Source organism: Pelomonas dachongensis (genome assembly GCF_043555865.1).
GTDB lineage: Bacteria > Pseudomonadota > Gammaproteobacteria > Burkholderiales > Burkholderiaceae_C > Pelomonas > Pelomonas dachongensis.
In genome coordinates, this window is the sequence record NZ_JBIGHY010000002.1 from 483,572 (window position 1) to 501,344 (window position 17,773).

Genomic DNA, 17,773 nt, shown 5'->3' on the forward strand with positions numbered 1-17,773 from the left:
ACGCTAGACGTGATGCGCGGCGACCGTGCGGCGTTCTCCGATCAGGAAGGCGTCGGCCACCAGCTGGAACGGCCGCCAGTCGACCTCAGACCGGCCCGCTTCGACCATCTCGGCGAAGCGCGCATACAGCCGCGGGTACTCGCCGGCCAACGCCTCGTCGGCAGCCACCGGCTTGCCGTCAATCTCCAGCGCGCCGCCGCCGTGTGACAGGCGCAGCCGGCCGGTCGCAGCGACCAGTTCGATGTCCCAGGTCTGCTCGCCCTTTTGGCGGAAGTCGAACACCGTGTCCACCGCGACGCCGCTCTGCGTGCGCAGGTCCAGCTGAGCGGCAATGGGCGCCTGCTGGTTCTCGGGAAACTCCAGCACGGCCTTGCTGACGACGACTTCCTCGGCCAGCACCTCGGTCAGCACCGACAGCGCGTTGATGCCTGGGTCGAACACGCCCAGGCCGCCCGCGTCGAAGATCCACTGCTGGCCCGGGTGCCAGTGGTGCACGTCTTCCTTCCAGGTGATGCTGCCGCCGGTCAGCGTGCGGCCCTTCACCCAGTCGCGCGCGGCGTCCACGCCGGCGGCGAAGCGCGAGTGCCAGGTCTGGAACAGCGTGCGGCCCTGGCGCGCGGCTTCGGCCTGCAGCAGCGAGATTTCGCGGGTGGTGGCCGCGGGTGGCTTCTCCAGCATCACGTGCTTGCCGGCGCGCAGGGCGGCCAGCGCGGCATCGAAATGCGCCTGCGGCGGCGTGCAGATGGAGATGGCGTCCAGTTCGGGCACGTCAGCCAGCATGGCCTCCACCGTCTTGAAGCTGGCCACGCCGTCCACGCCTGCGTTGCGGCTGGCGGTGGCCACCAGCTCGAAACGCGGGTCAGCCGCGATCGCCGGAATGTGTTGATCACGGGCGATCTTGCCGATACCCACCAAGCCCAACTTCAGTGCCATGCCGTTCCCGGAAAATGCTGCGCCGGACCCGATGCCCGGCATGGTTTTCATCTTAAGGTCCGCCCATGCCGACTCGCCGCACGGCACCACTCAAGCTCATGACCGAAGCCCCGATCCCAGCCCTTGTCCAAGCCCTGACCGCCTGCCACCGCGACGGCACCCGACTGTCTGCCGCCGACTGGACCGACGCCGTGCGTACCGAGGCCGACGCCTACGCCGTGCAGGACGGCGTGGCCCGGGCTTTGGGCTGGCCGCTGGATCGCTGGAAGTCCGGCGGCGCCGGCCCGCAGGGGCCGTTCAGCCATTCGCCGGTGAGCCCGGTCGCCGGCACGGCCTTCCTGGGCGTGGAGGCCGAGGTGGCATTGCGCGCCGGCGTGGACGGCGCGCCGGAGGCCATGTGCATCGCCGTCGAACTGGTCGCGTCCCGCTGGGCCGAGGGGATGGAGGCGCCGGCGCTGCTGCGCATGGCGGATTTCCAGAGCAACGCGGGCCTGCTGCTGGGCCCCTGGCAGCCCTACCGCGCGCTAGCCTGGGCCGACGTCGAATGGCGGCTGTCGCTGTCCGGTCAACCCGACATCGTGCGCCGTGGCGGCCATTCGCTGGCCAACCCGGCGAGCGTGCTGCCGGCGTGGTTCAAGCACGCGACGCGCGACGGCGCCACCGTCAAGGCCGGCACCGTGGTGACGGCAGGCGCCTGGGGCGGCCTGCACGCCTGGACCGGTCCGGTAGCCGGCACGCTGGCGTTCGAGGGGCTGGGCGAGTTCGCGTTCAGGGCAGCGGCGTCCAGGTGATGCCCTCAGGTGGCGGGACCGACATCTCGCCTTCCGGGGACAGTGAGAACACGGCGCGCTGAGCGACTGGCGCTGCTTCACTGCTCACCTGCATGGCACCGCGATAGAACGCCAAAAGTCACGTCGGCCGGCAAGCGAAACGCAGCTCGCCGAAGCCGGTGGGGTCGGTCAAGAGCTGCCCCAGAACGGTTGCCGTCAGGTCCAACTGACGCGTCGTCGCCCCGTCTTGAACCACCAAGCCCACATTATCCGCTCGCCCGGTCTGAGGCGATGGCGTCAACGTGAACGTGAACGTGTAGACCCGTTCGGCGCACCTGGCGCTGTAGGTGGTCACCACGTCGGTGGCGGGCCGCAGATGCCACATGACCATGTTCATCCGCTCCGCACCTGCAGCATGGACGGTCAGCGGCGGCAGCATCGCCAGCAAAACGAACAGCAGACTCTTCATTCGTAGGGATCCTCTGTTTCAAGGCAGCCCATGCTAGCGGCCGTCAGCGATGCCCCCTGCTGGCAGTGTCCACGCGGTGCCTTCAACGCAGCAGCGGCGTAAATGCCACAGAGAACACCGCGACGTTGACCGCCACCATCGCCCAGTAAACACGTCGGAACGACCGCTTCGCGCACTTGTGACGCAGCAGCCGCTGCGCTAGCAGCGCGCCGGGCCAGCCGCAGGCCAGCGCCAGCACGTGCAGCGTGTTCTCAGGCACGCGCCAGTCGCCCCGCAGGGCGGCCCGCTTGTCCAGCCAGTAGGTAATGAAGGTGGCCAGGCTCATGGCCGTGTAGATGCCCCACATCCAGTTGGGCACGCCCCACACCAGGTGCACCCCCAGCACGAGACCGGCGAAGGCCGGGATCAGCAGCAGCACCCTGCCACCGTCGCGGGTCTTCAGCGCTGGCGGCGCGGCCTTGGGCGCCAGGCTCTGCACGTCCAGCGCGCGCTTCTTGCCCTGCGCGTCCTGCCCTTCGCGGTAGCGCAGTCGCTCGCCGATGAACGGGCGCTGCGGGCGCAGGCTGAATGCCTTGATGTGGACGAACAGCTTGGCCCCTCCGCCATCCGGCGTGATGAAGCCGTAGCCCTTGGCGTCGTCCCATTGCGTCAGCGTCCCTTTCATGGCAATAACCTCCGCGCTGCGCGGGAGCGAGCTTCTTCGGGCGACCGGGCGAGGCTCATCGCACATCCTCCAGATGGGCCTTCAGCGCCGCAATGGCGTGGCGGACCTTGGCGGGCTGCGCGTCCCGCTGCGGCGTCAGCGCCCAGACGGGCAGCTCGGGCAGCGCCAGCTCGGTGTCCAGCCGCAGCAGCCGGCCGGCGGCGACGGCCTCGGCCACGTCGTCGTCACCCAGCGCCGCCAGGCCCAGGCCGGCCTCGCACAGCTGTTGCAGCGTCAGCTGGTTGTTGCTGGTGTAGCGCGGCTGAACGGTCAGCGCACTGCCCAGCAGGCGCAGCGGCGCGCCGGTGCCGTCGTGCAGTACCAGCCAGTCGGCGCCCTGCAGCGCCTCGGGCGTGGCGGGCACGCCACTTTGCGCCAGGTAAGCGGGCGACGCGTACAGGCTGGTGCGCAGCCGGCCCAGCGGCTGGGCGACCCAGGCGCTGTCCGGAAGGCGTCCGAAGCGGATCGCGAGGTCGATGCGGTGGGCCACGAGGTCGGTGAAGCCGTCCTCGACCTGCAGGTGCAGCGTCAGGCCCGCGTGCGCCGCCAGCAGCGGTGCGAGCGCGGGGCCGATGCGGCGGCCGAAGCCCACCGTCATCGCGATGCGCAGCTCGCCCTCGGGCGCGTCGCGCAGCTGCAGCAGCTGCGCCTGTGCGGATTCGGCCGCCGCCACCATCGCCGCGCAACCGCTGTGGAAACGCTCGCCGGCTGGGGTCAGGCTGAGCTTGCGTGTGGAGCGGTGCAGCAGCGTGACGCCCATGTCCGTCTCCAGCGCACGGATCTGCTGGCTGACGGCCGAGGTGCTGGTGCGCAGTTGCCGGGCGGCTGCGGCAAAGCTACCGTGGCGGATGACGCTGGCGAACACGGCCATGCGCCTGAGCTGATCGAGCATGAAGTTTGTCTAAACAGTCCTGGCGGTATGAGCCGGCTTATCGGCAGATTGTGAAGCCGAAACAATGCCTGCATCGCAGCTTGCTACTCGGAGAACTCCATGAAAATCGCCCTGATCGGTGCCACCGGCTTTGTCGGCAAGGCCGTACTGGAAGAACTGCTGACCCGCGGCCACCAGGTGCGCGCGCTGCAGCGCGATGCAGCCAAGCTGGCCGCCCGGCCCGGCCTGGAGGCCCGTGCGCTGGACGTGCTGGGCGGCGACGATATGGCCGCGGCGCTGAGCGGCGTGGACGCCGTCGTCAGTGCCTTCAACGCGGGCTGGACCAACCCGAATCTGCACGACGACTTCCTACGCGGCAGCGACGTCATCGCCGCCGCCGCGCGCCAGGCCGGCATGCGCCTCATCGTCGTCGGCGGCGCTGGCAGCCTGTTCGTCGCGCCGGGCCAGCAGTTGGTGGACTCGCCCGCCTTCCCCGCCGAATGGAAGCAGGGCGCACTGGCCGCGCGCGAAGTGCTGAACCGCTTGCGCGCGGACGCGAGCGGGCTGGACTGGACCTTCCTGTCGCCCGCCATCCACCTGCAGCCCGGCCAGCGCACGGGCGACTTCCGCCTCGGCGCCGAGCACCCGGTGGCCGACGCCCAGGGCGAGAGCCGCATCAGCGTCGAGGACCTGGCCGTGGCCATCGTCAACGAGCTGGAAGCGCCGCAGCACCGCCGCGCGCGCTTCACGCTGGGCTACTGAAGCCCAGCCTCCAACCTCTCAGACCGTGCCGCGCCGGGCCTCCAGCTCGGTGCGGATCTCCAGCATGCGCTTCTCGGTCAGGAAGTAGCGCGACACCACGACCAGCGCGATCAGCAGGCCGACGATGGGAATGCCGGACAGGCAGACGCGGATCAGGAAGATGGCGTCCTCGCCCTGCACGGGCAGCTTGGCATTGAAGCCCGTGAAGGCCAGCACCCAGCCCGAGGCGCTGTTGCCCAGCGCCAGGCCGACCTTGCTGATCCACGAGCCGCAGGCCGCGAACGAGCCCTCGCGGCGCTGGCCGGTGGCGAGTTCGTCGTGGTCGATGACGTCGGCCATGGCCGAGCCGTAGATGGTCCAGAAGCCCGCGCCGATGAAGGCCACGCCGCCGCTGGCGAACAACTGCAGCCAGGGCAGCTGCGGGTTGTAGAAGAACCAGTCGCCGATGAAGGCGGCGATGCCCAGCCACAGCACGGTCATCAGCGCATTGCGCTTGCCGTAAGCCTTGGCCACCCAGCCCGCGAAGGCGATGCCGACCAGGCCGCTGACCAGGCCGGCCACGCCCATCAGCGAGTTCCACTTGGTGGCCTCCACAACGTTGCCGCCGCAGACGTAGTAGACGGTCGCGTAATAGCCCAGCAGCCCCACCATCGCTGTGGCCATGTTGTAGGTCAGCATGGTGCCCAGCATCAGCCGGAACGGCTTGTTCTTCAGCGTGCGGTACAGCGTGTCCTTGAACGGCACGCGCTGGCGGCTCTGCGCGACGAAGCTCTCGTAATAGCGCTCGCGCGTCAGCGAGAAGATCACGATCGCCAGCACGACCAGGATGCCGCCCAGGATGGACGTGTAGACCTGCGCACCGAGCAGGATGTCGGGCTTGCCTGACGCGTCGTGGAAGAAATAGAGCGTCGTGAACTGCGCGGCGACGAACATGCCCAGCTCGGGGATCTTCTGGATCGCGTTCTTGATGGACATCACGCGCGTGCGCTCGTGGTAGCCCGGCGTCAGTTCGGCGCCTAGGCTGTTCCAGGGCATCGCGAAGCAGCTCATGACCGGTGCGTACAGGCAGGTCGAGACGAGCAGGAAGATGAAGTACTCGGTGTCGCTCCAGCCCCGCCCAACGGCGAACAGCAGCGGCAGGCCGATGCCGGTCAGGATCCCGCCAACGAGGATGAAGGGGCGCCGGCGCCCCCAGCGGCTGCGGGTGTTGTCCGAGATCCAGCCGAACATCGCGTCGGACACCGCGTCCGCAAAGATCTTGATGCCCATGGCCATCGAGATCAATTGCGGCGCCACGCCCAGGCCGATGTTGAAGACGTGGAAGACCAGGGACTGATAGAGCCAGTGGCCCCACATGTCGTGGAAGGATCCGAGGCCGAAGCCGACCTTCTGCGACATGGGCACGCGGTCTTCGGCCGGGGCCGGCGCGGCACGCGAGGTCCGGGAGGCGGGGGCGGCGGGCACGGCACCCGGGGGCACGGGGATTCCCCCGTCGCGGTCGGCAATCACTGCTGTCTCCTTGCCACCCTGGTCTGGCAGCTAGTTTTTAGTAAACAGCGTGATTTTTGTTTGACGAGCAAAACCGCCGAAAGCGGTGAAACACCTAGGCTGGCTGCTTGCGCGCCTTGCGCACGGGTGCGGCCGGCGCCGCGACCGGCGCGGAACTTTCGCGCACCACCAGCTCCACCGGCAACCAGGCGTCGTTGGGCTCGGTGTCGCCCTCGATGAGCGCTCGCGCCGCCAGTTGGCCGAGGGCGTCCTTGTCCATCTTGACGGTGGACAGCGACGGCTTGAAGCGCGCCGCAGCCTCGATGTCGTCGTAGCCGATGAAGCGCACGTCCTCGGGCACGCGCAGCCCCTGCTCGTGGCAGTACTCCATCGCGAACATGGCGGTCGAGTCGTTGTAGGCGAACACGGCGTCGGGCGGCGTGTCCAGCGCCAGCAGGCGGCGCATCGCGTCTCGGCCGGCCTCGCGATAGTCCAGCGCGGGGTCCAGCGTGACCTCGTAGTCGGGGTCGAACAGCCGGCCGGCCTCGAACAGCGCGCGCCGGAAACCTTTGGCGCGCAACGAGGTCGAGTAATGCGCCATGGGCCCGAAGATGGCCGCCACGCGCTGCGAGCCACCCTCCAGCAGGTGCCGGGTGGCAAGCCAGCCGCCCAGCAGGTTGTCGTCGTTGATGCAGCGCACGCCAGGGTGGAAATGGTCCACCAGCACCAACGGCAAGTCGCACTGGCGGATGGCGTCCATGACTTCGGGGTCCATGTAGCCGGCGCCCAGCAGCGCATCGGCCTCGTGGCGGCGCACCTGGCCGGCCACGTCGTCACCGGCCACGACGGACATCAGGCTCAGCGGCACACCGGCCTCGCGGCAGACCATCTCGGCGCCGTGCAGCACGTAGGAATAGAACGGGTTGGTCGCCAGCGAGCCGATCAGCCGGCCGTAGAGAAACAGCATGCGGCGCGGCTTGCCGGTGCGCAGCTTGGCGGTGTCGTAGCCCAGTTGCTGGGCGACGGCCATGACCTGGGCGCGCGTCTGTTCGGACAGTCCGGGCTGCCCCTTCAGCGCACGCGAGACGGTGCCGATGGACACGCCCGCCGCCTGGGCCAGCTCCCGAATCGTCACTCCCCGCTTGTCGGCCATGGCCTCATCCTCAGCTTGTTTAGCGCCTTCAACTGGGGCGCGATTGTGCATGCAAGCGCTTGCAACCCCGGTGGCACCCGCCATGCGGGATCTTCCTAGCTGGGATTGTTCACTAAACAATTTTTGTTTGCATAGAATATTTCGCATGATTTCCCGCCCCATTGCCGTCCTGGGTGAAGCCCTGGTGGACGAATTCCATGACGGCCCGGTGGCCGGCGGCGCCCCGTTCAACGTGGCGCGGTCCATGGCAGCGCTGGGTGCGCCGGCGCTGTTCATCAGCCGACTCGGCGCCGCTGACGCCAACGGCCGTTTCGTGCTGGACAGCGCTCGGCGATACGCCCTGGACGAGCGCGGCCTGCAGCGCGACACGTCGCACGCGACCGGGCGCGTCAGCGTGCACGAGCAGCCCGGCGGCGGGCATCGCTTCGAGATCCATGGCGACGCGGCCTGGGACCATCTGGAGGCTGCTCCCGCGCAGGCGCTGCTGGCCGACGCACAACCGGCCGCCCTCTACTTCGGCAGCTTGGCGCAACGCCACGCCGCCTCGCGCGCGGCCATCCGCGCGCTGGTGAAGGGCTTTGCCGGGCTGCGCCTGCTGGACCTGAACCTGCGCCCGGGCACCGATACACCACTGCAAGCTGCGGAATCGCTAATGCTGGCCGACTGGCTCAAGGTCAACGACGAGGAATTGGCGCGGCTGGCCGACTGGTTCGCCGAAGCAGCTACGGACGAGCCCGCCCAGGTCGCCGCGCTGATGGCCCGCTTCGCGCTACACCGCGTCGTGCTGACCTGCGGCGCTGACGGCTGGCGCTTGTACGGCGCCGGCGGCGCACTGCTGGCCAGCGGCCCCGGCGAGCGCCAGCCGCGGCTGATCGACACCGTCGGCGCAGGCGACGCCTTCACCGCCACGCTGCTGGCCGGCCTGGCATTGGGCCGCGACCTGCCCGCCACGCTGGCGCTGGCCAACCGCTACGCCGCTTTCATCTGCGGCCTGCGCGGCCCCCTGCCCGCCGACCCGCAACCCCTGACCCCGTGGCGCGACGCGCTGCAGGCACTGCCCCCCTCCCCTTGACCCTCACGACGCCGTCCATGACCTCCATCGCCGACCTCATCGCCCCGCCCTCGGGCTCCCTGATGCGCCGCCCCGGCTTCGTGTTCGGCGCCGGCACCTCGTCCTACCAGATCGAGGGTGCGGCCCGCGAGGACGGCCGGCTGGAATCCATCTGGGACCGCTTCTGCGCCACACCCGGCAAGGTGCTGCGCGGCGAGAACGGCGACGTGGCCTGCGACCACTACCACCGCTTCGAGCAAGACCTGGACATCCTGAAGCACCTGGGCGTGGACGCCTACCGCTTCTCCATCGCCTGGCCGCGCGTGATGAATGAGGTGGGCCAGCCCAATGAGCGCGGCATCGACTTCTACAAACGCCTGCTGGACGGCATGGCCGAGCGCGGCATCGCCGCCTACGTGACGCTGTACCACTGGGACCTGCCCCAGCACCTCGAAGACAAGGGCGGCTGGCTGAACCGCGAGACCGCCTACCGCTTCGCCGACTACGCGGACCTGATGACGCGCCGCCTCGGCGGCGGTCGCGTGACCGCCTGGGCCACGCACAACGAACCCTGGTGCTCGGCCTACCTGGGGTACGGCAACGGCCACCATGCGCCGGGCCTCGAAGTGCCGCGCTGGGGCGTGCAGGCCATGCATCACCTGCTGCTGGGCCACGGCCTGGCCCTGCCGGCCATGCGCGCCAACGACCCGAAGGCGCAGCACGGCATCGTCGCCAACGTGGCGCCGGGTTATCCGCTGGCCGACACGCCGGCCGACCGCGACGCCGCTCTGCTGTTCGAGACTTACCAGAACCGCTGGGTGCTGGACCCGCTGCTGAAGGGCGAATACCCGGCCGACCTGTGGCGCTACTGGAAGGGCTGCGAGCCGCTGGCGCTGACCGGCGACATGGACATCATCCGCCGCCCCATCGACTACTTGGGGCTGAACTTCTACAGCCGCGCCGTGCTGCGCTCCACAGGCCCCGACAGCATTGACTGGGTGCGCGAGCCCGACGTGGAGCGCACGACCATGGATTGGGAGGTCTACCCACAAGGCCTGCAAGACCTGCTTGAAGCCTTCAAGCACGAGTACCCCAACCTGCCGCCCATCTTCATCACCGAAAACGGCATGTCCAGCGCCGACACGGTGGAAGGCAGCGGCGTGGATGACGCACAGCGCCAGAGCTACCTGAAGCGCCACTTCGCGGCCTGTTCGCGGGCGATGGACAACGGCGTGGACGTGCGCGGCTATTTCGTCTGGTCGCTGCTGGACAACTTCGAATGGGCCTTCGGCTATGAGCGCCGCTTCGGCCTCGTGCATGTGGACTTCGAGACCCAGCAACGCACGCTCAAGCGCAGCGCGCTGGCGTATGCGGACTTCCTGCGGGAGCGCGCCGGGCGCTGACGCCATGGCATGGGCTCTGGTAGCGTGACGACATGGACCTGCCCCACTTCCGCTACCACCCCGACCCGCTGGCCACCGGCGCCATCGAGCCCCGCGCCGTCAGCTGCGCCTGCTGCGGTGAGCCGCGTGGCTTCGTCTACGTGCAGCCGGTCTACGCGACCACCGACTTGGACGAGAAGCTGTGCCCCTGGTGCATTGCCGACGGCTCGGCTGCAGCCAAGCTGGGCGCCAGCTTCTCGGACCCGGCGCCGCTGGTGACCGCCAGCCTGGCGCAGGACATCATTGACGAGGTGAGCATGCGCACGCCGGGCTACTCCTGCTGGCAGCAGGAAGAATGGCTGACGCATTGCAACGACGCCTGCGAGTTCCACGGCGATGCGTCGGAGAAGGACGTGCAAGCCGCCAGCGACGCCGTGAAGGCCGACTGGTGCCAGCGCTACGCCAAGACCGACAAGCAATGGACCGCGGCCACGCGCGACTACGAGCCGGCCAGCGACAACGCCTTCTACAAGTTCGTGTGCCGGCACTGCGGGATGGTGCGGCTGGGGTGGGATTGCATTTGACGCTACGCCGCTGCGGCTAGCGGACCTGCGCCGCGGCGACGCTGCCCAGCGGAAGCGGCTGCCAGCCACCCCCCAGCGCCTTGAAGGCCGCAACCGCGGCACGGGTGGCATCGGCTTGCGCCTGCGCCCGGGCGTCGGCGGCGCGCAGCAGGGTTTCGTCGGCGTGCAGCACCTCGATCAGGCTCACCACGCCTTCCTGATAGGCCGCCCAGGTGGCGGCGCGCGCACGGGTCAGCGACTCCAAGGCACGCGCCAGCTCGGCTGTCTGCGTCTCGCGGTTCACCAGCGCGGAGAAGGCGTTCTCCACATCCTCCGTGGCGCGCAGCGCGGCCAGCCGGTAGGCGGCAAGCAACTCGGCCTCCTGCCCGCGGGCCTGTTCGATCTGCGCGTCGATGCGCGCGAAATCGAAGAGGCGCCAGCGCAGGCCCAGCACGCCGGCCGCCTGGCTAGCGCCGCCCGTGAAGAGGTTGTCCGCGGACACCGACGTCGCACTGCCGACCAGGCCAGACAGCGAAAACTTGGGGTAGTACTCGGCCATGGCGACACCGAGACGGGCGTTGGCTGCGGCAACGCGGCGCTCGGCCGCGATGAGGTCCGGGCGACGGCGCAGCAGCTCGGCCGGCGCGCCGGACGCGGTCACCCGCGGCGCGGCGGGGATGCCGCCACCACCCAGAGCAGCGCTGTGCGTACCGGGCAGCCCGCCGAGCAGCACGTCCAGCGCGTGCATGGCCGTCATCAGACCGGTCTGCAGCGAGGGCACCGACGCGCGCACTTGCGCCAGCGCCCCCTCGGCTTGCTGCACCTGCAGCTCGGCCACCAGCCCCTTGCCGTATAGCAGCCGCAGCTTGTCGAGCAGTTCCTGGCGGGTCTGGACCTGCTGGCGGGCGATGGCCAGGCGCGCCTGCAGGCCGCGGATGGCGACATAGACATCGGCCGTCTGCGCGGCCACCAGCAGGCGCGTGGCGGCGGCGCCGGCCTCTGAAGCCTCGTACTCCGCGCGCGCCGCATCCCTGCCCTGGCGCAGACCGCCAAACACGTCCAGCTCCCAGCCCACGCTGGCATTGGCCTCGTAGGCGCTGCCCTGCCGGTCGAAGCCCGGCGTGGCGTTCAGCACCTGGCCGAGCGGCGTCTGCACCGACTGCTGCGCGCGGGCGGCCTGGGCGCCGACGTTGCCCGCCGGCAGCAGAGCCGCGTCGGCCTGCCCCACCGCAGCGCGGGCCTGGGCAACGCGGGCAGTCGCCTGCGCCAGGTCCAGGTTCTGCTGCAGGGCCAGCGTCACGAGCCGGCCCAGTTGCACGTCGTCGAAAGCCGCCCACCATTCGGCCAGGTCGGCGCTGCCCGCCGCCTGCCGGCGGTCCACGGCGTCCTGGCCGGCGAAGCGGTCGGGCAGCGGGACCGGCGCGGGTGCGTATCGGGGGCCGACGGCACAGCCCGCAACCAGAGTGGTAACCAGGCTGGCAATGGCAAGCACCACGAACGTCAGGCGTGAAGGCATGGCATGAACTCCATAATCAATGGTGACCATAATACCAAATGGTCACATGTTGTCCAATGAGTTCGCCTGCCGTAAGCTGGCGATCATGACGGAAACGAACACCCCTGCCGCGCCGACCCGGGGGCCAGCCGACCATGAAGTGCGGGACCAGATCGTCGTGGCGGCGACCGAGCACTTCAGTCGCTATGGCTACGAGAAGACCACGGTGTCCGACCTGGCCAAGGCCATCGGCTTTTCCAAGGCCTACATCTACAAGTTCTTCGAATCCAAGCAGGCCATCGGCGAGCTGATCTGCGTGAACTGCCTGCGCCAGATCGAGGTCGAGGTGGCCGCCGCCATCGCCGACGCCAAGCTGCCGCCGGACAAGTTGCGCCGCCTGTTCAAGGCCAGCACCGAGGCCAGCCTTCGACTGTTCGTGCAGGACCGCAAGCTCTACGAGATCGCGGCCTCGGCGGCGTCCGAGCGCTGGCAGGCGGTCATCGCCTATGAGGAGCGCTTCCAGGCGCTGCTACGCGAGTTGCTGCAGGAAGGCCGGCAAAGCGGCGACTTCGAGCGCAAGACGCCGCTGGACGAGGCGGTGATGTCCATCCAGCTGGTGATGCGCCCCTACCTCAACCCCCTGCTGCTCCAGCACAGCCTGGACAGCACGGACCAGGCGCCCACACTGCTGGCCAGCCTGGTGCTGCGAAGTTTGTCACCCTGATTTCATTGTGACCATTGACTGTTTTGGTCACTCGAATAAAAATGAAGGTCCTGATTCGTTATCCAAGGGACCTTCATGCGCCGGCGCCGCCCCCTCTTTTCAGCCGTCATCTGCACGCTGCCACTGGCCCTGGCCGCTTGCGGCCAGTCCACCAAGACTGACGACCCGCGCACGCTGCCGCCGCTGGTGCGCACCGCAGCCGTCGAAGACGCCGCAAGCGCCTCGCGCGCCTTCACCGGCACGGTGGCGGCACGGGTGCAGAGCGATCTGGGCTTCAGGGTGCCGGGCAAGGTCCTGCAACGCCTGGTGGACGCCGGCCAGAAGGTCAAGCGCGGCCAGCCGCTGATGCGCATCGACCCCGTGGACCTGAAGCTGGCCGCCGAAGCCCAGCACGAGGCGGTCGCCGCAGCCCGGGCGCGCGCGCAGCAGACGGCGGACGATGAGCTGCGCTACCGCGACCTGCGCGGCACCGGCGCCATCTCCTCGGCCGCCTACGACCAGGTCAAGGCGGCGGCCGATGCCGCCAAGGCCCAGCTTGCCGCCGCTCAAGCGCAGGCCAGCGTGGCCGGCAATGCCAGCCGCTACGCGGAACTGGTTGCCGATGCCGATGGCGTGGTCACCGACACGCTGGCCGAGCCGGGCCAGGTGGTGGCTGCAGGCCAGCCGGTCGTGCGCCTCGCGCACGCCGGGCCGCGCGAGGCCGTCGTGCAGCTGCCCGAGACGCTGCGCCCGGCCATAGGCTCGCGGGCCGAGGCCCAGCTGTTCGGCAGGGAGGACATCGTCGCCGGCGCGAAGCTGAGGCAGCTGTCCAGCACCGCCGACCGCCTGACCCGCACCTTCGAGGCGCGCTATCTGCTGGACGGTGAACTGGCCCAAGCAGCGCTGGGCGCCACGGTCACCGTGCGGCTGGCGGACGGGGCAGCAGCCACGCGGGCGCTGCAGGTGCCCATCACGGCGGTGCTGGACACCGGCAAGGGCGCGGGCTTGTGGGCCGTCGCCGGGTCGCCGGGGAAGGTGTCGTGGCGGCCGGTGGTCGTCCAGCGCATCGATGACGACCGCGCGCAGGTGACGGGGCAGATCCAGCGTGGCGAGCAGGTGGTGGCGCTGGGCGCGCATCTGCTGCGCGACGGCCAGCCGGTGCGCGTGATGGCGAACGCCGCCGCAGGGAGCCGGCCGTGAGCGAGGGGCGCTTCAACCTGTCGGCGCTCGCGGTGCGCGAACGCGCCATTACCGTCTTCCTGCTGGTGCTGATCTCGCTGGCCGGGCTGATGGCCTTCTTCAAGCTGGGCCGCGCCGAGGACCCTTCCTTCACGATCAAGGTGATGACCATCGTCACCGCCTGGCCCGGCGCCACCGCGCAGCAGATGCAGGACCAGGTCGCCGAGAAGATCGAGAAACGCCTGCAAGAGCTGCGCTGGTACGACCGCAGCGAGACCTACACGCGCCCCGGTCTGGCGTTCACGACGCTGACGCTGCTGGACAAGACGCCGCCGGCCGAGGTGCAGGACGAGTTCTACCAGGCCCGCAAGAAGATCAGCGACGAGGTCAGCCACCTACCGCCCGGCGTCATCGGGCCGTTCGTCAACGACGAGTACTCGGACGTGACCTTCGCGCTGTTCGCGTTGAAGGCCAAGGGGGAGGCCCAGCGCCTGCTGGTGCGCGATGCCGAACAGCTGCGCCAGCGCCTGCTGCACGTGCCGGGCGTCAAAAAGGTCAACATCGTCGGCGAGCAGCCGGAGCGCATCTTCGTGGAGTTCTCCCACGAGCGGCTGGCCACGCTGGGCCTGGGCCCGCAGGATGTGTTCGCCGCGCTGAACGGCCAGAACGCACTGACGCCGGCCGGCTCCATCGAGACGCGCGGCCCCGAGGTGTTCGTCCGCGTGCAGGGCGCCTTCGACCAGTTGCAGAAAATCCGCGACACGCCGGTGGTGGCGCAGGGCCGCACGCTGAAGCTGTCGGACATCGCGACGGTCAAACGCGGCCACGAAGACCCGGCGACGCTGCTGATCCGCAACGGCGGCGAGCCGGCGCTGCTGCTGGGCATCGTCATGCGTGACGGCTGGAACGGCCTTGACCTTGGCAAGGCGCTGGACGGCGAGGTGAAAGGCATCAACGCCGAGTTGCCGACGGGCATCAGCCTCACCAAGGTGACCGACCAGGCCGTCAACATCGCCTCGTCGGTGGACGAGTTCATGATGAAGTTCTTCGCCGCGCTGCTGGTGGTGCTGGTGGTGTGCTTCGTCAGCATGGGCTGGCGCGTGGGCGTCGTCGTGGCGGCCGCTGTGCCGCTGACGCTGGCGGCGGTGTTCGTCGTCATGCTGGCCACGGGCAAGAACTTCGACCGCATCACGCTGGGCTCGCTGATCCTGGCGTTGGGCCTGCTGGTGGACGACGCCATCATCGCCATCGAGATGATGGTGGTGAAGATGGAGGAAGGCTACAGCCGCCTCGCGGCCTCGGCCTATGCGTGGAGCCACACGGCGGCGCCCATGCTGTCGGGCACGCTGGTCACCGCGGTGGGCTTCATGCCCAACGGCTTCGCCCGCTCCACGGCCGGCGAGTACACCAGCAACATGTTCTGGATCGTCGGCATCGCGCTGATCGCGTCTTGGGTGGTGGCCGTGGTGTTCACGCCGTACCTGGGCGTCAAGCTGCTGCCCGACTTCAAGAAGATCGAAGGTGGCCACGAGGCGATCTACGACACGCCGCGCTACAACCGTTTCCGCCAGCTTCTGGGCCGCGTCATCGCCCGCAAGTGGGGCGTGGCGGCTTCGGTGGTCGCGCTGTTCGTGTTGTCGGTACTGGGCATGGCGGTGGTGAAGAAGCAGTTCTTCCCGATCTCAGACCGGCCCGAGGTGCTGGTGGAAGTGCAGATGCCCTACGGCACCGCTATCACGCAGACCAGCGCCGCCGCCGCCAAGGTGGAGGCCTGGCTGGCTAAGCAGGCCGAGGCGCGCATCGTCACCGCATACGTGGGCCAAGGGGCGCCGCGCTTTTACTTCTCGATGTCGCCCGAGCTGCCCGACCCGTCGTTCGCCAAGATCGTCGTGCGCACCGACAGCCAGGACGAGCGCGAAGCGCTGAAGCACCGCCTGCGCCAGGCCATCGCCGACGGCCTCGCCCCCGAGGCGCGGCTGCGCGTCACGCAGCTGGTGTTCGGCCCCTACTCGCCCTTCCCCGTGGCCTACCGCGTCTCGGGACCCGACCCCGAGGTGCTGCGCGAGATCGCCGCGGACGTCGAACGGGTGATGGCCGCCAGCCCCTTGATGCGCACGGTCAACACCGACTGGGGCACGCGCACGCCCGTGCTGCACTTCACGCTGCAGCAGGACCGACTGCAGGCGCTGGGGCTGACGTCCAGCGCGGTGGCGCAGCAGCTGCAGTTCCTGCTCAGCGGCGTGCCGGTCACGATGGTGCGGGAGGACATCCGCACCGTCCAAGTCGTCGCGCGCTCCGCCGGCAAGCAGAGGCTGGACCCCGCCCGCATCGGCGACTTCACGCTGGCCGGCGCCCACGGCGAGCGCATCCCGCTGTCGCAGGTGGGCGAGGTGGAGGTGCACATGGAAGAACCCGTCATGCGGCGGCGCGACCGCATGCCGACGATCACCGTGCGCGGCGACATTGCCGAAGACCTGCAGCCGCCCGACGTCTCCACCGCCATCACGCGGCAGCTGCAGCCCTTCATCGATCAGCTGCCCGCCGGCTACCGCATCGACGAGGCCGGCTCCATCGAGGAGTCAGGCAAGGCGACGGTTGCGATGCTGCCCATCTTCCCGATCATGCTGGCGGCCACTCTGCTGATCCTGGTGCTGCAGGTGCGTTCGCTGTCGGCCATGGTGATGGTGTTCCTGACCAGCCCGCTGGGCCTGATCGGCGTGGTGCCCACGCTGCTGCTGTTCGCCCAGCCCTTCGGCATCAACGCGCTGGTGGGACTGATCGCGCTGTCGGGCATCCTGATGCGCAACACGCTGATCCTGATCGGGCAGATCCACCACAACGAGCAGGCCGGTCTGCCGCCGTTCCAGGCGGTGGTCGAGGCCACCGTGCAGCGCGCGCGACCGGTCATCCTGACGGCGCTGGCGGCCATCTTCGCCTTCATGCCGCTGACGCAGTCGGTGTTCTGGGGCACGCTGGCCTACACGCTGATCGGCGGCACGCTGGCGGGCACGGTGCTGACGCTGGTGTTCCTGCCAGCGATGTACGCGATCTGGTTCCGCATCCGCCCCGGCGGAGAAAGCGCGGTGGCCGGCCCGCAGCCGGCCAGCCCCGCCCCCGCGGTCACTGGCTGACCGCTCTTTCTGCACTCACCGCCCTAACCGCTTGATAAAGCGCCCCGCGTGCTGCCGCACGCGGGGGCCGCGCTTCGCGTCGATTTGCCCACTCACCCAGGAGATCCCATGTCCTCATCCCCCGTCGTCCTCGTCACCGGCGTGTCGTCCGGCATCGGCCTGGTCACCGCCCAGCGCTTCGCCGCGCAGGGCTGCCGCGTGTTCGGCACCGTGCGCAACCTGCAAAAGGCCCTACCGGTGCCGGGCCTCGAACTCGTCGCGATGGACGTGCGCGACGAGGCCTCGGTGCGTGCCGGCGTGGCCCAGGTCATCGGCCGCGCGGGCCGCATCGACGTGCTCGTCAACAACGCCGGCTTCAACCTCGTCGGCGCGGTGGAAGAGACCTCGCTAGCCGAGGCCGCCGGGCTGTTCGACACCAACGTGCTGGGCGTGTTGCGCGTCACACAGGCCGTGCTGCCGCAGATGCGCACTCAGGCGCAAGGCCGCATCGTCAACATCAGCTCCGTGCTGGGCTTCCTGCCGGCGCCCTACATGGGGCTCTACGCCGCGTCCAAGCACGCGGTGGAGGGCCTTTCCGAAAGCCTGGACCACGAGGTGCGCGGCTTCGGCATTCGCGTCACGCTGGTCCAACCGTTCTACACGCGCACGAACCTCGAAGCCAACTCGCCGCTGGCCGCCGCGCCCATCGGTGCCTATGACCGCGAGCGCGAGGTCGTGGTGCGCGCCGTGTCCGCCAATGTCAGCCGCGGCGACGAGCCGTCGCGGGTGGCCGACACCGTCGTCGAGGCCGCACTGGGGCCCTGGCGCATGCGGCGCACGCCGCGCGGCCAGGCCTCGCTGCTGGCCAAGCTGCGCCGCTTCATGCCGGCCGGCCCCGTCGACAAGAGCCTGCGCAAGTCGCTCGGCCTGAACTGATCTCGTCCAACGCCCTGCGGGGCTCATCCAAGGAGTGCATACGTGAACACCTACCTTCGCATTTCTCTCTTCGCCCTGCTCGCCGCGCTGGCCGCCTGCGCGGCCCCCGTCGACAAGAAGTCCTGCGACGCGCCGAACGTGCAGCGCGAGCTGAGCTACACGCCGCCGGGTTGCGAACAGGCCTCCTGAAGCCCACGACCATCGA

The 17,773-nt window shown here is 69.4% G+C and carries 17 protein-coding genes; 10 read left to right on the forward strand and 7 right to left on the reverse strand.

Annotated elements, in window-relative coordinates; translation table 11 throughout:
- Positions 1-3: 3 nt before the first annotated feature.
- The gene (locus tag ACG02S_RS06830; protein WP_394469690.1) at positions 4-933 is read right to left on the reverse strand and encodes a Gfo/Idh/MocA family protein; all 930 of its coding nucleotides are present in this window, start codon (positions 931-933) and stop codon (positions 4-6) included.
- A 65-nt stretch (positions 934-998) separates the two neighbouring features.
- Here ACG02S_RS06830 and ACG02S_RS06835 point away from each other — a divergent pair, with 65 nt between their 5' ends.
- Positions 999-1,724, forward strand: coding sequence for a hypothetical protein (locus ACG02S_RS06835; RefSeq protein WP_394469691.1), 726 nt, complete (start codon positions 999-1,001; stop codon positions 1,722-1,724).
- Between the two features lie 118 nt (positions 1,725-1,842).
- On the opposite strand, the gene ACG02S_RS06840 is transcribed toward ACG02S_RS06835, so the two are convergent.
- The 3 genes from ACG02S_RS06840 to ACG02S_RS06850 form a co-directional block, all read right to left on the reverse strand.
- Positions 1,843-2,172, reverse strand: a complete 330-nt coding sequence (locus ACG02S_RS06840; RefSeq protein ID WP_394469692.1) for a hypothetical protein — start codon at positions 2,170-2,172, stop codon at positions 1,843-1,845.
- Between the two features lie 82 nt (positions 2,173-2,254).
- A complete protein-coding gene (locus tag ACG02S_RS06845; RefSeq protein ID WP_394469693.1) occupies positions 2,255-2,836 on the reverse strand; it encodes a DUF1294 domain-containing protein in 582 nt (193 codons plus the stop codon).
- A gap of 55 nt (positions 2,837-2,891) precedes the next feature.
- Positions 2,892-3,767 (reverse strand): LysR family transcriptional regulator, encoded by an 876-nt coding sequence (locus ACG02S_RS06850; protein ID WP_394469694.1) that lies wholly within the window; start codon positions 3,765-3,767, stop codon positions 2,892-2,894.
- Between the two features lie 99 nt (positions 3,768-3,866).
- On the opposite strand from ACG02S_RS06850, the gene ACG02S_RS06855 reads away from it, so the two are divergent.
- The gene (locus ACG02S_RS06855; protein WP_394469695.1) at positions 3,867-4,508 is read left to right on the forward strand and encodes an NAD(P)-dependent oxidoreductase; all 642 of its coding nucleotides are present in this window, start codon (positions 3,867-3,869) and stop codon (positions 4,506-4,508) included.
- A gap of 18 nt (positions 4,509-4,526) precedes the next feature.
- Here ACG02S_RS06855 and ACG02S_RS06860 read toward each other — a convergent pair whose 3' ends face one another.
- Both ACG02S_RS06860 and ACG02S_RS06865 read right to left on the reverse strand, forming a co-directional pair.
- Positions 4,527-5,987 (reverse strand): MFS transporter, encoded by a 1,461-nt coding sequence (locus ACG02S_RS06860; protein WP_394469696.1) that lies wholly within the window; start codon positions 5,985-5,987, stop codon positions 4,527-4,529.
- Positions 5,988-6,111: 124 nt separating this feature from the next.
- Complete coding sequence (locus ACG02S_RS06865) at positions 6,112-7,149, reverse strand: LacI family DNA-binding transcriptional regulator (RefSeq protein WP_394469697.1); 1,038 nt, start codon at positions 7,147-7,149, stop codon at positions 6,112-6,114.
- Between the two features lie 145 nt (positions 7,150-7,294).
- On the opposite strand from ACG02S_RS06865, the gene ACG02S_RS06870 reads away from it, so the two are divergent.
- From ACG02S_RS06870 to ACG02S_RS06880, 3 genes are read left to right on the forward strand one after another with little or no spacing between them, the layout of a single operon-like run.
- Positions 7,295-8,221, forward strand: a complete 927-nt coding sequence (locus ACG02S_RS06870; RefSeq protein ID WP_394469698.1) for a PfkB family carbohydrate kinase — start codon at positions 7,295-7,297, stop codon at positions 8,219-8,221.
- Positions 8,222-8,238: 17 nt separating this feature from the next.
- Positions 8,239-9,603 carry a GH1 family beta-glucosidase gene (locus ACG02S_RS06875; protein ID WP_394469699.1) on the forward strand — a complete coding sequence of 455 codons (1,365 nt, stop codon included), beginning with the start codon at positions 8,239-8,241 and terminating at the stop codon, positions 9,601-9,603.
- Positions 9,604-9,635: 32 nt separating this feature from the next.
- Positions 9,636-10,166, forward strand: coding sequence for a CbrC family protein (locus tag ACG02S_RS06880; RefSeq protein ID WP_394469700.1), 531 nt, complete (start codon positions 9,636-9,638; stop codon positions 10,164-10,166).
- 16 nt (positions 10,167-10,182) lie between these two features.
- Here the strand turns inward: ACG02S_RS06880 and ACG02S_RS06885 are convergent, their stop codons facing one another.
- Entirely contained in the window at positions 10,183-11,661 is a 1,479-nt protein-coding gene (locus ACG02S_RS06885; protein WP_394469701.1) for an efflux transporter outer membrane subunit, read from the reverse strand.
- Positions 11,662-11,746: 85 nt separating this feature from the next.
- On the opposite strand from ACG02S_RS06885, the gene ACG02S_RS06890 reads away from it, so the two are divergent.
- From ACG02S_RS06890 to ACG02S_RS06910, 5 genes are all read left to right on the forward strand, one after another.
- Entirely contained in the window at positions 11,747-12,364 is a 618-nt protein-coding gene (locus ACG02S_RS06890; protein ID WP_394469702.1) for a TetR/AcrR family transcriptional regulator, read from the forward strand.
- A 75-nt stretch (positions 12,365-12,439) separates the two neighbouring features.
- The gene (locus tag ACG02S_RS06895; protein ID WP_394469703.1) at positions 12,440-13,543 is read left to right on the forward strand and encodes an efflux RND transporter periplasmic adaptor subunit; all 1,104 of its coding nucleotides are present in this window, start codon (positions 12,440-12,442) and stop codon (positions 13,541-13,543) included.
- A complete protein-coding gene (locus ACG02S_RS06900; RefSeq protein WP_394469704.1) occupies positions 13,540-16,653 on the forward strand; it encodes an efflux RND transporter permease subunit in 3,114 nt (1,037 codons plus the stop codon). Before ACG02S_RS06895 ends, ACG02S_RS06900 begins: the two co-directional genes overlap by 4 nt.
- A gap of 108 nt (positions 16,654-16,761) precedes the next feature.
- On the forward strand, positions 16,762-17,568 hold the full coding sequence (locus ACG02S_RS06905; RefSeq protein ID WP_394469705.1) for an oxidoreductase: 807 nt from the start codon (positions 16,762-16,764) through the stop codon (positions 17,566-17,568).
- A 42-nt stretch (positions 17,569-17,610) separates the two neighbouring features.
- Positions 17,611-17,757 carry a hypothetical protein gene (locus ACG02S_RS06910; protein WP_394469706.1) on the forward strand — a complete coding sequence of 49 codons (147 nt, stop codon included), beginning with the start codon at positions 17,611-17,613 and terminating at the stop codon, positions 17,755-17,757.
- Positions 17,758-17,773: the final 16 nt, after the last annotated feature.

Coding starts and splice junctions, on each gene's coding strand:
- ACG02S_RS06865 (WP_394469697.1), bottom strand. CDS start 7,149: ATGGCCGACAAGCGGGGAGTGACGATTCGGGAGCTGGCCCAGGCGGCG.
- ACG02S_RS06875 (WP_394469699.1), top strand. CDS start 8,239: ATGACCTCCATCGCCGACCTCATCGCCCCGCCCTCGGGCTCCCTGATG.
- ACG02S_RS06830 (WP_394469690.1), bottom strand. CDS start 933: ATGGCACTGAAGTTGGGCTTGGTGGGTATCGGCAAGATCGCCCGTGAT.
- ACG02S_RS06890 (WP_394469702.1), top strand. CDS start 11,747: ATGACGGAAACGAACACCCCTGCCGCGCCGACCCGGGGGCCAGCCGAC.
- ACG02S_RS06855 (WP_394469695.1), top strand. CDS start 3,867: ATGAAAATCGCCCTGATCGGTGCCACCGGCTTTGTCGGCAAGGCCGTA.
- ACG02S_RS06885 (WP_394469701.1), bottom strand. CDS start 11,661: ATGCCTTCACGCCTGACGTTCGTGGTGCTTGCCATTGCCAGCCTGGTT.
- ACG02S_RS06870 (WP_394469698.1), top strand. CDS start 7,295: ATGATTTCCCGCCCCATTGCCGTCCTGGGTGAAGCCCTGGTGGACGAA.
- ACG02S_RS06895 (WP_394469703.1), top strand. CDS start 12,440: ATGCGCCGGCGCCGCCCCCTCTTTTCAGCCGTCATCTGCACGCTGCCA.
- ACG02S_RS06845 (WP_394469693.1), bottom strand. CDS start 2,836: ATGAAAGGGACGCTGACGCAATGGGACGACGCCAAGGGCTACGGCTTC.
- ACG02S_RS06835 (WP_394469691.1), top strand. CDS start 999: ATGCCGACTCGCCGCACGGCACCACTCAAGCTCATGACCGAAGCCCCG.
- ACG02S_RS06840 (WP_394469692.1), bottom strand. CDS start 2,172: ATGAAGAGTCTGCTGTTCGTTTTGCTGGCGATGCTGCCGCCGCTGACC.
- ACG02S_RS06850 (WP_394469694.1), bottom strand. CDS start 3,767: ATGCTCGATCAGCTCAGGCGCATGGCCGTGTTCGCCAGCGTCATCCGC.
- ACG02S_RS06880 (WP_394469700.1), top strand. CDS start 9,636: ATGGACCTGCCCCACTTCCGCTACCACCCCGACCCGCTGGCCACCGGC.
- ACG02S_RS06905 (WP_394469705.1), top strand. CDS start 16,762: ATGTCCTCATCCCCCGTCGTCCTCGTCACCGGCGTGTCGTCCGGCATC.